Annotated in this window: 15 protein-coding genes; 6 read left to right on the forward strand and 9 right to left on the reverse strand. The window is 46.2% G+C overall.

The annotated features are described in order from the left end of the window. The first annotated feature begins 7 nt into the window (after positions 1 to 7). The 4 genes from AACT35_RS05595 to AACT35_RS05610 all read left to right on the forward strand — a co-directional run bounded on the left by AACT35_RS05595 (position 8) and on the right by AACT35_RS05610 (position 2,949). Entirely contained in the window at positions 8 to 1,045 is a 1,038-nt protein-coding gene (locus AACT35_RS05595) for a FecCD family ABC transporter permease (protein WP_099239041.1), read from the forward strand. 3 nt (positions 1,046 to 1,048) lie between these two features. Continuing rightward, on the forward strand, positions 1,049 to 1,852 hold the full coding sequence (locus tag AACT35_RS05600) for an ABC transporter ATP-binding protein (protein WP_099238995.1): 804 nt from the start codon (positions 1,049 to 1,051) through the stop codon (positions 1,850 to 1,852). 22 nt (positions 1,853 to 1,874) lie between these two features. After that, entirely contained in the window at positions 1,875 to 2,087 is a 213-nt protein-coding gene (locus tag AACT35_RS05605) for a hypothetical protein (protein WP_254047995.1), read from the forward strand. Between the two features lie 136 nt (positions 2,088 to 2,223). Then, the gene (locus AACT35_RS05610) at positions 2,224 to 2,949 is read left to right on the forward strand and encodes a HEPN domain-containing protein (protein WP_099238997.1); all 726 of its coding nucleotides are present in this window, start codon (positions 2,224 to 2,226) and stop codon (positions 2,947 to 2,949) included. 145 nt (positions 2,950 to 3,094) lie between these two features. Here the strand turns inward: AACT35_RS05610 and AACT35_RS05615 are convergent, their stop codons facing one another. The 9 genes from AACT35_RS05615 to AACT35_RS05655 form a co-directional block, all read right to left on the reverse strand. After that, entirely contained in the window at positions 3,095 to 4,087 is a 993-nt protein-coding gene (locus tag AACT35_RS05615) for an ABC transporter substrate-binding protein (RefSeq protein WP_216820532.1), read from the reverse strand. Positions 4,088 to 4,275: 188 nt separating this feature from the next. Continuing rightward, positions 4,276 to 6,696 carry a TonB-dependent receptor domain-containing protein gene (locus AACT35_RS05620; RefSeq protein WP_216820533.1) on the reverse strand — a complete coding sequence of 807 codons (2,421 nt, stop codon included), beginning with the start codon at positions 6,694 to 6,696 and terminating at the stop codon, positions 4,276 to 4,278. Positions 6,697 to 6,998: 302 nt separating this feature from the next. Next, the gene (locus tag AACT35_RS05625; protein WP_099239003.1) at positions 6,999 to 8,009 is read right to left on the reverse strand and encodes an AraC family transcriptional regulator; all 1,011 of its coding nucleotides are present in this window, start codon (positions 8,007 to 8,009) and stop codon (positions 6,999 to 7,001) included. 158 nt (positions 8,010 to 8,167) lie between these two features. Then, positions 8,168 to 8,707 carry a hypothetical protein gene (locus tag AACT35_RS05630; RefSeq protein WP_099239005.1) on the reverse strand — a complete coding sequence of 180 codons (540 nt, stop codon included), beginning with the start codon at positions 8,705 to 8,707 and terminating at the stop codon, positions 8,168 to 8,170. A 64-nt stretch (positions 8,708 to 8,771) separates the two neighbouring features. Then, positions 8,772 to 9,665, reverse strand: coding sequence for an ABC transporter substrate-binding protein (locus AACT35_RS05635; protein WP_099239007.1), 894 nt, complete (start codon positions 9,663 to 9,665; stop codon positions 8,772 to 8,774). Between the two features lie 59 nt (positions 9,666 to 9,724). Then, positions 9,725 to 10,102, reverse strand: a complete 378-nt coding sequence (locus tag AACT35_RS05640) for a VOC family protein (protein WP_099239009.1) — start codon at positions 10,100 to 10,102, stop codon at positions 9,725 to 9,727. 113 nt (positions 10,103 to 10,215) lie between these two features. Next, positions 10,216 to 12,864, reverse strand: a complete 2,649-nt coding sequence (locus AACT35_RS05645; RefSeq protein ID WP_254047996.1) for a TonB-dependent hemoglobin/transferrin/lactoferrin family receptor — start codon at positions 12,862 to 12,864, stop codon at positions 10,216 to 10,218. Positions 12,865 to 12,967: 103 nt separating this feature from the next. After that, entirely contained in the window at positions 12,968 to 13,801 is an 834-nt protein-coding gene (locus AACT35_RS05650; protein ID WP_099239011.1) for an ABC transporter ATP-binding protein, read from the reverse strand. Further along, the gene (locus tag AACT35_RS05655) at positions 13,798 to 14,757 is read right to left on the reverse strand and encodes an iron chelate uptake ABC transporter family permease subunit (protein ID WP_173867234.1); all 960 of its coding nucleotides are present in this window, start codon (positions 14,755 to 14,757) and stop codon (positions 13,798 to 13,800) included. Before AACT35_RS05655 ends, AACT35_RS05650 begins: the two co-directional genes overlap by 4 nt. Positions 14,758 to 15,334: 577 nt before the next feature. Here AACT35_RS05655 and AACT35_RS05660 point away from each other — a divergent pair. Together AACT35_RS05660 and petC are read left to right on the forward strand one after the other, a co-directional pair. Next, positions 15,335 to 15,532, forward strand: coding sequence for a YgaP family membrane protein (locus AACT35_RS05660; RefSeq protein ID WP_030008107.1), 198 nt, complete (start codon positions 15,335 to 15,337; stop codon positions 15,530 to 15,532). Positions 15,533 to 15,586: 54 nt separating this feature from the next. Continuing rightward, positions 15,587 to 16,120 (forward strand): cytochrome b6-f complex iron-sulfur subunit, encoded by a 534-nt coding sequence (gene petC, locus AACT35_RS05665; RefSeq protein WP_099239015.1) that lies wholly within the window; start codon positions 15,587 to 15,589, stop codon positions 16,118 to 16,120. The last annotated feature ends 16 nt before the right edge of the window (positions 16,121 to 16,136 follow it).

A 16,136-nucleotide genomic window follows, 5' to 3' on the forward strand; every position in this document is an offset into this window, starting at 1 on the left:
TGAAACGATGAGCAAAACCCCCCTAACTTTTCGGCCTAATTTCTTACCCTTTTCGTTGCAGTTGGATCGACGGGTGCCCTTGGCGATCGCCTTTTTATTCATAAGTACCCTCGCGGCGATGATCATCAGCTTGGGGGTGGGGGAATTTTTTATTCCGCCCCTTGAAATTCTCCAAACATTACTGAGTTTCAACGGCGATAGTGACGCCAGCTTTGTGCTGCTGACCCTGCGTTTGCCCCGAATTTTGGTGGCTTGGTTGGTGGGGGTGGGATTGGCGATCGCCGGGACAATTATCCAGAGCTTAACCCGCAATCCCTTAGCGGAACCGGGCATTATCGGCATCAATAGCGGTGCAGCCTTGGCAGCGGTGAGTTTAATTGTGATCTTTCCGGGTGTGTCTGTGGCGGTATTACCCTTAGCGGCCTTTGGGGGGGCTTTGGCGGTGACGGTGTTGATTTATCTGATCGCTTGGCAGGGGGGCAGTTCACCCTTGCGCCTCATTTTGGTGGGCATTGGTTTTAATTTGATTGCGGCGGCCCTGACCAATTTACTCGTCACCTTCGGCAACATCAATCAAGTTTCTCAGGCGTTGGTGTGGCTGGCGGGCAGTGTCTATGGGCGCAGTTGGGAGCAGGCGATCGCCCTCGTGCCGTGGATCGTGATCGGCAGTAGTGTGGCTTGGTTCATGAGTAAAGAATTAAACAGCTTTCATCTCGGTGATGACCTCGCCCAAGGTTTAGGGGTTTCCATCGAGGTGCGACGGGGATTATTAATCTTGGTCAGTACGGCCTTGGCCGGGGCATCGGTGGCAACGGCGGGGGCCATTGGGTTTGTCGGCTTAGTTGCACCCCACATTGCGCGCCAGTGGGTCGGCAATGTTCACCAAGGATTGTTGCCGACTGCGGCTTTGATGGGCGGCTGCTTGGTGGTGGTGGCGGACTTGATTGGTCGCGTTTTATTTGCGCCCTTGGAATTGCCCTGTGGCATTATTACCGCGATCCTTGGTGCCCCCTATTTTCTCTATTTATTGATCAAACAACGTTAAACCATGAGCCAACTGAGCGCGAAGCAACTCACCTTAAATTACGGCAAGAAGACAATTGTCGAGCAGTTTAATCTGGCGATTCCTGCTGAAAAAATTACGATTTTAGTAGGGGCGAATGGCTCAGGAAAATCAACGCTGTTGCGGGGGCTGGCGCGACTGCTCCCCCCAAAACAGGGCAATATTTATCTCGATGGCAAGGCGATTCAAAAGTATTCTAATCAGGCGATCGCCAAACGGCTGGGCATTCTCCCCCAAAATCCCACGGCCCCGGAAGGGCTAACGGTGCGCGATCTCGTTGCCCAGGGCCGCTACCCTCACCAAACTTGGTGGCAGCAGTGGTCAAAGGAAGATGAATATTACGTCGAAAAAGCGTTGCAAATTACAGGGATGCAGGAATTTGCAGATCGGGATTTGGATACTCTGTCGGGTGGTCAACGGCAGCGGGCTTGGATTGCGATCGCCTTGGCGCAAAACACTGACATTTTATTACTGGATGAACCGACAACTTTCTTAGATTTGGCCCACCAAATTGAAGTTTTAGATCTGCTGTTTCATCTCAACCGCACGGAGGGTAAAACCATTGTGATGGTGCTCCATGAGTTAAATCTGGCCTGCCGTTATGCGGATCACCTCGTCACGATTAAAAACGGCAAACTCTACAGCCAGGGCCACCCCAGCGAGGTGATGACCCAAACCATGGTGGCGGATGTGTTTCGGTTGCAGGCGGAAATTATCCCCGACCCGATCACCCACACGCCGATGTGTATTCCGATTTCCCAAGGCGATCGCCAACTTTCTCAGCGATAATCATAATAAAAGGGAAAGGATAATGATCTTGACAAGGGACTTTGAAGAAACGCTTAATGCACGAGTGCAACGAGACCCAGAATTTGCAGCGACTCTTTTGGATGAAGCAATTGCTCTTTTTCTCAGCGGCGAGCCAGAAACTTCAAGATTAATCTTGCGAGATCTCGTGAATGCGACGATTGGTTTTGAGGAATTGGCGATCGCCACAGCTAAGCTAAATAAAGGTCTTTGGTAAATGACCGTTTTTTCAAAGATCGCTTTTTTAAATCTTAATTAAAGGAAAAAAATATTGATATTTAAACCATCTAATAATATCACAAGCTGAATCAAGAACGCTTAATATAGTTATTAGTTGACTAACATACAAAAGCATGATTTCTAAATCTCAGGCTGTTCTCAATCACTTTGCGTCACGGTCACTGCGCGACACAGCGGACAAAGACTACATAGCTTCTCGCGCAGCATACCGAATGCAACTAGATCAGCAATTTCTCTGGCTTGGTCTCCAAAGTATTGAAAAATATTTTAAGGCGATTCTTCTCTTCAATGGTCAGAGTGCCAAGACTGGTCATGACTTAAATAAGGCGCTTAATCGTATTAATAAAATGGAAGATTTTAAGATTTCACTTCCAGAAGATAGTCTAGAATTTATCGATTATATAAATAATTATGGCCCTAATCGTTATCTTGATTATCCTAGTTACATTCCCTTAGAATCACTTTTGATGCTGGATAAGACCATATGGTATGTTCGTCGATATTGCTATTACATGCGTGGAATATCTAATGAGATTGAAGTCAATCAACTCAATTTAGAGTTAAATAGAGTTGAAAGCAAGTACTTTAAAGATCGGCCTAACAAACTTATCATTAATGACGGTTTTCTTGAAAAATCCATTAAAAATAAGCTTCCTTCTCGAAAAGCTTTGATTTGGAAAAACTTTTATTTTGGTCAATATCATAAAAAGACTATTCGCAACTCTTTTTGGCGAGAATCTTTTACTAATCCAACTCCATTTATTCATGATGATTACTATAAGATATTAAAAGAATATGTTCAATTTCCGCCTCCGGTTCATGAACATTTTAGTGAATAAGTGTAGGTAGTATTTTAAAGAATGACTAAACTGCGCTGTTTCAGTTGTTTGAGGAGATTTAGAGAGCGTGTTTTGACCCGTTCCGAACCCTGCTGTTGGTTAAAATCACCATTGTGTCGGTGGGCGATCGCCATCTAGCGAAGTATCAATTAGACTGTTGGGATAATTCACCAAAAACATCTGGGTATAATTTCGGCATTATTTCATCTAAAAATGCAGTCAATGCCCGTGTACCAGTGGTAAGTCCGCCAACATTAACATCTTCTAATTCATAAACTTGTTCATTCTTAACAGCCTTTAATTCTTTCCAAAAAGCATCCTGTTGCAACTGTTCTAAGCGGTTCGGGTTTGCTGAAGGAGTCAAAATAAAAATCACATCCGGATCGAGGGTTAAAATTTCCTCCTGAGAAAGCATAACCCAGTTGAGAGCACTAGGAATCTGGCCTGATAACCGCCAAGGATAGTTAGCAACCTGAGCCAGTATTGATCCCACTAAAGATTGATCCGTTGCAACATAAAAATTTCCTTCAGTTCCATTTGTTAGCAATACTGTGAGATTTTTTGGAGATCGATTTTGATAATCAGCCAATTTATTCTGAAAATTTTGAATACTAACTTCAGCCTGTTCTGTTTTGCCCATTAATTTGGCGACCGCCTTTAAATTATCAATAGCATCAGTGATAGTATAGACTTCTGTAACATAAAGAGGTGCAATTTTTTCTAGAGTTTCCTGTTGCGAAGTATATTGTGCCGCATGACCAATAATTAAATCTGGTTTTATTAACAGTAATTGTTCAATGTTAGGTTCACCTCGCCCAGAAATTGGGGCGATATCCTTTGCTTCTTCACCAAAATAAACAGGACTGCTGGATAAATCATATAATCCTTCAGTAATTCCGGCAGGTCGTAAATCCAACTCAGCAAGAATATCTACACAACTGAGATGTAAGCAGATTATTTTTTCTGGTGATTTATCTAAGGTGACTTCTGTGCCCGAAGCATCTTGTAACACAATCTTTTCTCGGTCAGTCGTAATTTCACTATCTGTCGATGAATTGATATCTCTAGAGACCGTTTGACATCCTGCAACTAAAAGTAAATTTATAACGATGAGGAAAATACCAGTAAATTTCATCATAAAATTATGTAATTTAAAAAAACGGAATAAATTCAAAAATTTTATTTTTGAATAATGCGAATTTATCATAATAATCTCTTATTTTTACCAGAGTAAATACCACTTAAATTATTGAAAATTATGGATATTTTAAGTATAAATATTGTTATGAATAAGAGGACAGATAAAATCCATCCTCCATAACCAAACTAGAATTCTACTGAATAACCCAATCTGAAGGTAATACCACGAGCTGCGGCATTAAAGGTTTCATTAAAACCGCCTACAAATTGAGATTGCACAGGGATATACTGATTATTCAAAAGGTTTTGAATCCCAATCTGAAGATTTCCTTTACCTAGTTTCATGTTACTGATGTAATCCACCACAAAGTAATCTTTAATTGCCGCGGCATCAACCCCTTGCTCAAAGGCTCGATCTCGATTACCAACATATAAGAATTGCAGTCGATTACGCCAGTCGTTGGTAGTCTGATGTTCTAAATATGCTGTCAGTTTTGCTGGCTGCACATTAAAAGTACTAATGGGGAGAAAATCACCCTCACCACTGGGATCATTATCCCCTTCTGCCCAGCTAAATGTACCGCCAATTTGCCAAGCTTCACCGAGGTCTGCATCTACGGTTGCTTCTATGCCATAGTAACGCTCTGGGGCACGTACTAATTGAGAAATACCATTAACAAATGTATAGTCTTCTCCCAAATCAGAAGTGTTATAAAAGGCAGATAAAGAAGCTTGGATGTTACGCCAATCACCGCGAATTCCAATTTCATAGTTATTGACCTTTATCGGCTCAGTTAAGTCTAAGTTTTGTTCAACATTAGTAAATCTCGATGGTGGCTGACGTAAAACACCGCCAAAAGTTGGAACCGAAAAACCTTGGGCAAAGCTAGCGAAAATATTTACTGAATCTGTGACGTTATAGACACTACCAATGTTAAAAACTGTAGCATCAAAATCAAGTTCTCCTCCTTGGATAGGAACACCAAAAAACGTAGTGTAATCGTCTACTTCTAGACCAATACGTTCGTGACGAATCCCACCACTGACCAAAAATTGTTTACTCACATCCCACTGGAGTTGAGCGAATAAACCAAGTTGATTCAGGCCATATAAAGGAACAAAAGTGCGTTCATCAATTTTGCGGAGGGTTTGATCGGCATCAAAAGCGGTGCCGTCGAATACCTCAAGGGGGGCTTCGTTGTTTTCTCGGACATAATCTAAGCCCCACAGAAGGTTTACGTCTGAACCACCGAGGGCAATGGGGGTATTTACTTGCAATCTGCCGCCCCATTTATCTCCTTTGGCTCTCTGGCGCACAATGGCATCAAAAAAGCCGCCACGAAAATCACCAGCACCAACGATTGAGGTGTAGTCACGGTAGTAAGCTTGTGCTTGCACTTGACTTCCGAATACGTTTTCGTGGTTGTAGTCGAGATTTAAGAGTAAATTTTGATCCCCTGCTAAGTCCGTGCCTTCGACATTGTAGTTAACGGCTAAAGCACGCGCTTTTTGAAGGCCAGGGATGCTATTAACAATTGGGTCAGAAATAAAGTTTCTCTCTTGATCGGCATCATAAAAATCAAAGGTCAATTGCAAACGTTGATTTTCGTCAAGATCAACCCCTGCTTTAGCTAAGACACTGTAAGCTTTTGCATCGATCAGACCGCCACCACTAGTTTCGGGAATGCGATCGCCTTCGGCATCAAAGAAGGCACCATTATCTTCGCGTCGCAAGGATAAAACATAATCGAATACATCATCTTTACCAGAAACGCCCAGGCCCAAAGTATTACCAAAACTGTCATTTAGATGAGAAAGGGATAGCTCCGTGCCCACTTCTGCCGTCACTGTCACCGGACGATCATCAGGACGACGCGTAATGATATTAATCACGCCACCTGTTGCTTGAGCGCCGTAAATCGCCGTTGGGCCTCGTACAATTTCAACTCGTTCGACGGTATCTGGATCAATGGTGCGCAGTTCTCGATCTAACCCATAGTTAGACGTTAAAGGAACGCCATCGACTAAGATAACCGCCCGCCGTCCTCGTAGGGTTTGTAGTAAAGCACGGGGGCCACTTTCACTGGGGGGAGCTCCTAAACCAGGCACTAATTTGCCGAGAATTTCAGGTAAATTCCGGGTCAAATTCGCCTGGGTTTCGATGGTCTCGCGGTCAATTACGGTCACAGAACGCGGTACATCGTCGGTTGTTTCTGCGGTACGGGTCGCGGTTACGACCAGTTCAAGGGTTTCAAAATCATCTAAATCTGATATTGACTCCGCAACCGTAAGTCCAGGGAGTACCCCTAGTGTTAAACCTGTAGGACTAGAGAGTAACTCCACATTCGGCGTATTTTGATCGCCTCTAATCACCAACTGAACTGTATTTTCTCCCTGTTGGGTCATGACCACATCGATAATGCCAGTAAAAGGGGCGATCGCCGTAAATTTATCCCCTGTTTCTAGCTGTAACCTTGCATTAGGAATTTCCACAATCAGGCGATCGCCCTCAACCAAAAAAGTAGGCTGAATCCCCTCTGCCGTCGTCTCCAGAAAAATTTCTAATTGCGTCGCTGTCGGGACTACTTGAATCTCCGTAATTGACACCAACGTGTTCTCTTGCTCAGTTATATTTTGCGAAAGAGTTTCTATTGAAAGATCTGCCGCAAGACCCGGGGTTGCCCCAAGTAAAGACACAAGAGCGAAGCTTAATGCTTGACCTTCAAGACTTTGCCACTGATATTTCATAAATCTCACACCTTAATCGTCACTAAAAACTACAATGCTATCCCAGTGACATCACACTCTTATAGCTAAGTTTTTTCAATTATTTGTGAGCAGAGTTTACGTTTTTTCTCAGGGCATGTCTATCCATTTTGGGGCAACTTTTATCCGAAAATGATCAATGTCTAGCTCCTTGATCGAGCATAAATGCTCGGGTTCATCCCAAACTTGCGTTTAAAGGCAGCCGCGAAGTGACTTAGGTGTGAGTAACCGACTAAACTAGCCACCTCTGCAACACTCATCCGGCCTTCTGCTAACAGTTCGCGGGCTCGATCCATACGATAACTATGGAGATATTGAAAAGTGGTTTTGCCAAAACAAGTTCGAAATCCTTGCTTTAACTTACGCTCACCTAGGCCTACCTGTCGAGCTAAATCTAATAGCGACGGAGGATTATCTAAATGACTAATCAAAATATCTTTAGCATGGTGGATGGCCTCTATTTCTGGGGGCCGTAAATGTATAGTGCGTTTTCTGCCTGTTTCTAATACGTTTAACTGATTAAACTGCAACGTGATCAGTTCGAGGGCCTTACTCTCCAAAAAAATCTGTTTCATTACTCCCTGGTAAGGACAATTGAGAATTTGCTTGAGATTTAACTGTATTCCAGGGGTTAAATTTCCCATACAATGATGGAAAACAGCTTGATTTTGCTTTTCAATAAAAGAACGAATTTTTTGGGGAAATTCCTCTGGTTGATGTGAGCATAAAGTCCGAAAAAAATCTGGCTGGATACGAATTCTTACGCTTAGAAGTTTTTCCCCTGCCAATTTTTCTTCAACCTCATCTGAACCAGCTACCGCAAATAAATAACTCTTCCCCGCCACTTCGTAATAATGATCTTTTTTGATTCGCTGTGTGAGCACCCTGGTTTTTCCTGCTAATTGAAAAGCAAGAGTTAGTGGATAGCTATCGGGATGTTCTATCGCCAAACCCCAATCGCAGTCGCTTTTATTTTCACCAATATCGAGGGTTAATCCAGAACGAAGCTGCCAACTTTGGAACTTTTTTTCGCCAAAAGGATGTTGCCATGTCATTGCATAGCTCCAATCGTTTTCTGTGAATTGAATTTTTCCTTGAGCAAAACTCGTTTCCCAGAGTTGTTCATATTCTGTTGTTGTGAGAATAATCGTCATTGAATTAACATTCGACTAATTTGATACATTCATCTTCAAAAAAGAAAAAATAATTTGCACTGGACAATTTGTTTATTTTTTTGCATAAAATTACTAGAGATTTTAGATCAAAAAAACTAATTTAAAGGGCTTGCGGCGATCGCTAACTATACAATCTTCTAAATTGACTGTAGCGACACACGAATCGCATCATATTGCTCTGGGTCATACTGCCAACGTTGTAAAAAATCTTGGTAATCCCCTGAGCCAGCTTCGAGGGTTTGCAGCAAACGTAATCGCTCATTTTTAAAAACGACTAAATCGCGCTGTTCCAGTTGTTTGAGGAGATTCAAAGAGCGTGTTTTGACCCGTTCCGAACCCTGCTGTTGGTTAAAATCACCATTGCATCGGTGGGCGATCGCCATGGCCGTAGACATCGCCACATTTTTCACCAAAATCTCGTAGATGTGTTCAGCAGTCTGGGTAAACCCGTCCAAGAAAATCCCTGGGGGTTGATCTGCGAGGGGGCTATTGCCCGTTAAATAACTCACAAAAAAGCCCCGCACCCCATCCCGGTGACTCAACAACGCCTGCATCTGCGCCAGAATTTCCGCATCCGTTAATTTTTGGGATTCAACCTGTTCGAGCCAGGTTTGGGTAAAGGCGATCGCCTCCGGGAAAGAAAGGGCGTTGAGATCTGTGACATTTAAAGCAGTCATGGGATAAATTTGTCCAAAATTGTGGAATTTTTACAAGACGAACAAGGCCGAGTAGGGGCAGTGCCTAGGTGATACTTTGGAGCTTTTCGCAGGTGCTTTGAATTGCCTCAAGGCCCCCCGGATTCACCAAGCCATAATAATCAAAAGTATAGATGCGATCATTTTTCACTGCTGCTAAGTCCTGCCAAAAGGGAGCCGATTTGAGCTGATTGATCGAATCGTCCCCGACATCCACCATGATTAACATTTCAGGGTTAGCGGCCAAGACTTTTTCGGGGGAAAGGGTGACATAACCCTGCTGGGGACTATCACCCTGGAGATCGGCGACGAGATTATTTAACTGAAACCGTTGCAAAAGATCTCCGGCCCAACTCTCCTTATTAGGAGCAAGCATCGGCTGATTACTGACTAAAACCAGAGTCGGATCGTCTGGAGAAGCACCTTGGGGCACGCATTGAGCGTAGCTTTCGAGGAGTGGCGTTGGGTCAGTTTGGGTTTTTTCGGCGAGGGTTTGGGTTAATGCTTCGAGCGATCGCCAATCGGGGACAGCAGTGGCGAGGGTTTGAATGCCCAACTCCTCCAATCTTGCCAATACTTGATCATGGAATCCCGTTGCACCAACGACTAAATCCGGTTTCAAGGCAACAATTTTTTCAAGGCTGGGGGGCGTTTGCCCTTCGCTGACCGTGGGCAGTCCCGCAAAGGTGGGGTTGTTTGCCAATAAACGGCTTCCCGGAATTCCCACTAATTTTTCTGCATCGAGACGGGCAATAATATCCGCTGACAGGGAAGTGAGGGCGACAATTTTGGTGATCGTTTCCGGTTCGGTGGTTGCTGCATTGCTAATCTCCGGGGCAGTTGGGGCGATATCCGCAACATTCGACGGACTTTGGCTGCAACCGACCATTAACAGCAACAAGGACAGGCTTAGGCAACGTTTAAAATAGGGCATTTGCATCGTAATTCAATTAGGAGAACTAAAAAAACCGTGGGGTGTGAGGCGGCGAAAGAAAGGAATTATTTTGAAACGGTAGAAACAGCAACCGGTTGCAGGAGACTAATTAACTGCCCCTGGGGACTCCGCACTGCGGCCACTTTGCCAAAGGAAGGTTCCCGCACACGACCTTCGAGGCTGCCACCGAGGGCTTCGAGTTGGGCGATCGCCCCATATACATCCTCTACACAAAAACTGAGAATGGGAGTGTTGCCTGTGTTTGGCGGTTCCGCAACACTGTGAAAAGCAATGGTGGTGCCATTGGCTTCTACTTCTCCCCAGGTGGGACTTTGGGCCTTGATCGGTAGCCCTAACCCCCGATGGAAAAAGTCAATAGCAGCGGCCACATCTTCAACCATCAACATGACGTGACGAAATTGAGCAGTAATCACTTCAGACATGGATTGTCTCCAATAGGTAAACAACAAAATTGAGTAAAAACAACGAAACAAAGAGCGAACGATACAGCAAAAACATAGCGATTGATCCCTGGAAAATTAGGGTGAAACCAAGCTTAGAATTGCCACGTCAACCCAGCCCGCAGACTAATTCCCGGTTGGGCATAGCGGGCAATATCAACGGGTTCTGGCGAATTCAAGAGGGGCCGGACGTCGGAATAGAGGAAATATTGGTTGTTAAATAGGTTAAAAATCCCCGCATTCAACTTGAGATTGGGATTGATGTTGTAATAGCCCAACAGATCCACCACGGCATAGCCCTCTGGACTGTAGGAACCCGCCGGGCGATCGCCCCGGAGTCTTGGTTCACCGACCAAGGTGGCAATGAGATCTGTACCCCACCGATCTTCCTTCGCTCGATAACGTAGTCCCAATACCGCTTTGAGGGGTTCTACGCTTTCAAGGGGTTCATCATCTTCTAGGTCATCCCCCACCGTGAGGCCCAAACTACCGATCAGACTAAACCCATGGGGTTGCTCGCTAAAGCGATATTCCCCGGCCAGTTCGACACCGTAGGTGCGGGCAGCACCGACATTTTGGGATTGGAACAAATTCACCAAATTGCCGTTGATGAGTGTTGTACCTGCATTGGCAAAGGTTTCAATAAAATTTTCGTAATAGCTATAGAAACCCGTCACACTAAAATTCCCCCGGGGAAAATCACCACGAATTCCTAATTCAAAGGTGTCGCTGGTTTCCGGTTTGAGATTCGGATTTGATAGGGTTTTATAGCGGAAGAAAGGACTGGTTAAATTTGTAAAACCGGCATTGATTTCACTGTACAAAGGTGATCGGAAGCCCCGGGCGTAACGACCAACTAGGGCAATTTCTGGGGAAGTTTGCCAAACAAACCCTAGGTTAGGGGAAAGGGCAGAATCACTAAAGTCAGCAGCTTCGGCATCGGGACTGTTGCGTTGGTAAAGCTCGTCAATAGTAGTATCGAGGCGATAGGTGTCATAGCGCAGACCAGGCAAGAGAGTAAAGGTATCCGAAAGGGCCATTTCATTTTGCAGATAGACGCCAAAGCGAGTCGTTTCCGAATCGGGGAAATCTTTTACCGGGAAATTATCGCTACCTACTTGGTTGGTCGTGGAGGTGACATTGCCAGTGCTATCAAAGCGAGTTTCTAGGCCGTCTCTAGTGCGCTCGTTATTTGTTTTGGATAAATCGAAGCCATAGGTCAAACGGTTATCAATCTTGCCCCAACGGAAATTACTTTGGAGCTGTACTTCACCGCCAAACAGTTCATCGGTAAAGGTATTGCTAAGATTACGGAAACGTCGTTCTGTCCCGGCAAAATTTAAAAAGTCCTGGGTGCGCAATTCATCAACACCAGCATTTTGGTAATAAACTTGCGCCTTGGCATTATCAATAAAACCCTCTCCGTCGGGGTTGTCGTAGAGATAGGCAAGGCTGTATCGTTCGCGGTAGGAATCTGCTTCGAGAGTTTCGTTTTGACCTTGGAACCCCCGGGGGCCTTGGAGCAGGGCCGCAGTAATCGGGGCAACTTGGAATTCATTGGTGCTGCGGAAAATTTCTGTAGTGAAGGCCAGGGTAGAATTTTCACTGAGCTTGAAATTTAATTTCCCAAGGAAATTATCGCGATCGCCATAGCGGTCATCGACAAATTCATTTCCTTCGGGGAGGCGGGCCTCAAATCCACTGCGTCCGGTATAGCCAATTAATGCTTCGAGGGAATCGGCTCGGAAGGCGGTCACTGCGCCATAATTGAGGCTTTTGTCGGTGGTTTCAAAGCCGGTGGAGATGCGAGTAAAGTTATTTTTATCGGTTAAAGAGAGTAAATCATTAGGTTCAATGGTTTGGAAACTAACTACCCCACCGAGGGCATCACTACCATAGAGGGCAGAGGCCGGGCCGCGAATGATTTCGACCCGTTGCAAGCTATCGAGATCCACATAATCTCGTCCCAGGGCCGGAGTGCCAAAGGTAAATTGAGTTGGGATGCGAATACCGTCATTGAGAATCAGCACCCGATTGCCGCCAAGGCCGCGAATATTGATATCTTGCAGGCCATAGCGTCGGTCATTTCCCACAGAAACATTGGGTTCGTAGCGGACAAGATCCCGCAAATCTTGGACGAGATTATTGTCAATTTCTTCGGCATCAATAACACTGATCGAGCCGGGGGTACGACTCACCAGGCGTGGCGATCGCGTACCCAATACCGTAATTTCGAGTTCTTCGACGGGCATCGCATCTAGATCCAATGGCATTTCCGTCAAATCTGCCATATCGTCATTGGTCGCAACGGTGGCCATGGTTTCGAGGGAGACAGCGGTTGTGGGTAATTCCCCTTGACCCTGGACAATAATTTCTAGGCGATCACCTCCCTGTTGTTCGACTGTAATGGCGGCAATATCGGCGGTTGGTGCGGTAAATTGCCAAGTTTGACCATCGGGTAAAGCGAGGATAGCGGGTTCGATGGTTGCGACCAGATCTGTCCCCCGCTGAATAAAGGGCTGACCGGGCAAGGTTAAGGGCTGCCCCGCCACCGTTTCGAGAATGATATTGACACGATTGGGCCGGGTGTCGAGGCGAATTCCAGTGATGGTAGCTGGTTGGGCTTGGGCCAACTGGTTCGTTTCCGGATTTGTTTGGGCGATCGCCTTGTCCGGGGACATCCAAAACATCAACGGCACCAAGCCACACAACGCCAAGCTATAACGCAGAGAAGAACGTTCCATGAATAAATAAATTAATGAGTATAAATAGATGTAATTAGAACAAATAGAGCACGATCTGATGTAGGGAAAGACCAAACTTGAGAGAGAGTAGTGGTGTCTGTAATTAAACCGAGGCTGGCCCTAAAACGCAGACTTGTAACCCTACGGGGGTCGGCATTGTCACCGCTTCTACCCCAAAGCCAAACCGCAGATTTTCCGGGGTAATCACCGCAGCGGGTGTCCCTAGGGCAAAGAGTTTGCCGTCCTTAATCATGGCCAGGCGATCGCTGTAACGGGTCGCCAAATTGAGCTCATGGAGAACGGTGACAATGGTCAAATTTTGCTGGCGGTTTAACTGCTTGAGCAGCTCCAACAGTTCCAGTTGATAATGGATATCTAAAAAAGTCGTGGGTTCATCCAAGATGAGAATCTTTGGCTTTTGGGCGAGGGCTAGAGCCAGAAAAGCCCGTTGACGTTCCCCGCCAGACAGTTGCGCCACAGGGCGATCCGCAAAAGGTAACAGTTGAGTTTGGGCCAAGGCTTGATGAATTTGGGCCTGATCCGCCTCGCTGTATTCCCACTGCCACCAGCGCTGGTGGGGGGCTCTCCCTAAACCGACCAATTGCCGCACCGTTAAGCCCATCGGAATTCGGGATTGTTGGGGCAAAATCGCCAGACTGCGGGCAATTTCCTGGGGCGATCGCCGCTGAATTGCTTTGCCATCTAAGCGCACTACCCCCCGTTGGGGTTTGAGAATGCGACTGAGAAGTCGGAGTAGGGTAGATTTTCCCGATCCATTGCCCCCCACAATAGTCAGCCATTCCCCTGGATGAACTGTTAAATTGACATCCTGAACAACCGACCTTTTGGTATAGCCCCCAAACAGATGCTCTCCTTCGAGCAAAGATGACCATGAAGATTCTGGCGGTTGTACCTGTAATGCCTGTGATAATGTCATGCCTGAGCCTCCCGACCCCGCCGATAAAGCAACGCAATAAATAAGGGTGATCCCAATAGGGCTGTGACGGCTCCCACGGGTAATTCCACCGCCCCAGAGCGAGACAGCAGATCCGCCAAGGTGAGAACCCATGCCCCAGCCAGGGCCGAGAGGGGCAAAATCCAGCGGTAGTCTGCTCCTACTAAGAGCCGTACCCCATGGGGCACCACCAAACCCACAAAACCAATAAGGCCAGAAATACTCACTGCACTAGCCGCCAATAAGCTGGCAATGCCGCCAATCAGTAACCGCGATCGCCCTAGGGAAACCCCCAGACCCACCGCCGCATCATCACCGAGGTTCAGCAAATTTAAAGACCGTCCCAATAGACAGCCGACAATCAAAGCCACGCTCAGATAGGGCGCAACTAGGCTCAAATCCTGCCAACCACGACCATTGAGGCTACCGATTAGCCAATTGAGGGCCGCCTGGATGCGACTATCATCCGCCAAAAGAATGAGGGTGGTTTGCACTGCTCCAAACAGAGAACTTACCGCCACCCCCGCCAGTACCAGACGTTCCACCGACAGACCGCCGCCCACATAGCCGAGGCCATAGACTACCGCTGCGGTGACCAAAGCCCCCAGCCAAGCCCCCAGGGGAATCCAAATCGCCAGGACATTGAGGGTAATAAAGGCGATCGCCACTAAACCAGCCCCCGCCGAAATACCGAGGATAAACGGATCGGCGAGACTATTGCGGAGTAACCCTTGGAGGAGCGCACCGGATAACCCCAAAGCAGCCCCCACTACCAAGGCCACCACAATACGAGGTAACCGCAAGTCCCAAATAATCGTTTGAAACATCGGGTCTCCCTGATGTCGCAACGCTTGCCAAACTTGATCTGGCCCCATGGAGACGGCCCCCTGACACAAGGCGACAATACTGGTGAGCACCACTAAGACAGCAAGTAGCACAGATGTCCACGCAATCCGCTGTTGAGAATAATCCTGAATTGAAAACTGAAAACACCTAAGCATCGATCTAAATAGTTGAAATTTAATAGCAAAAATTAAAGTCCACTGATAAACAGCCCAGAAATATTGACTGGGCCTAGGACGTTTTAAAACCTTAGAAAAATAACCGTCGATGACTTAACTGAAATAAAAACCCCATGGCCCATTAACCGCGATTGACTAATGTCATGGGGTTGATGACATCTCCCTGAAGTTGCAATTAATTAGCATTAACTTAGAGACTTTAGTGGATCATTCTTGTCCTGTCAAGCAAATTACTAGAAATCTTTTTCAATTAAAGCTGGATCGACATCGCTAGCTGCCCAAGTCAGGTCAGAACAAGATTTAAGGCGTTTTGCGCTGAATTCTGCTTGAGCAAGTGGACAAACCAAAACAAGCCAAAGATGTTGACTACATAACTAATTAGCTTTATATTGATAGATAAGTCAGATGTCAGCCAAAAACAATCTCAATATGTTCGCAAGAGATTTGGCTCCATCGGCTCTATTGCTCAACCTTTCGGTCGGAGATCAACAAAATGTTTAACAATGTTGGCACTGGCGATCGCCTCATTCGCCTTTTATTCGCAAGCGTCCTGGCTTACTTGGGCTTGTTTATCTACAGTGGCTCTGTCCTCGGCACTGCTTTGGTGGCCGTTGCCGCTGTGCTGACGATAAGTGCAGTGTTGGGTTCTTGTATGCTCTACGGTTTATTCAAGATCAATACCCGTCAGTAGTCTCTATTTTGTTTAGCAATTCAGCAAATTTTATTGAAGAAAGGAGCATTATTCATGGAAAATAGTTTGCCCATCGATAGCCCTTCCCTTTCCCGGCGGCAATTATTAAACTTTCTCACAGGTGCAGTGGTTGCCAGTACCATTGGCCCCGCCCTTTATCCCGTCGCAAAATTTTTTAGTCCCCCTAAAGAAGTGGGAGCAGATGGATCAATTCTTGCCAAAGATATTAATGGCAATTTAATTCCAGCAAGCCAGTTATTGGCCGAAGCACCAGGCACAAGAGCCCTAGTCGCCGGGTTAGCCGGGGAACCCACTTATCTCACAATCCAAGAGGACGGTACCCTTCATCCCTGGGGTATTGTCGATAACTGCACTCACCTGGGTTGTACCTTTCCGTGGAATGAAAATGACGACCAGTTTCAATGTCCCTGCCATGGTTCCCGCTATGATGCCGAAGGTCGTGTGGTTCGCGGCCCAGCACCCCTTCCCCTACGGCTTGCCCACATCTATTTAGAGGAAGATTATGTCCGCATTGCCCCTTGGGTAGAACTTGATCCACGTACTGGCAAAAAACCCTGGTGGGTCTAATGACTTTCGGTTTTTA

Origin of the sequence: Synechococcus sp. BDU 130192 (assembly GCF_963876085.1) — a bacterium.
Taxonomy (GTDB): Bacteria; Cyanobacteriota; Cyanobacteriia; order Cyanobacteriales; family MRBY01; genus MRBY01.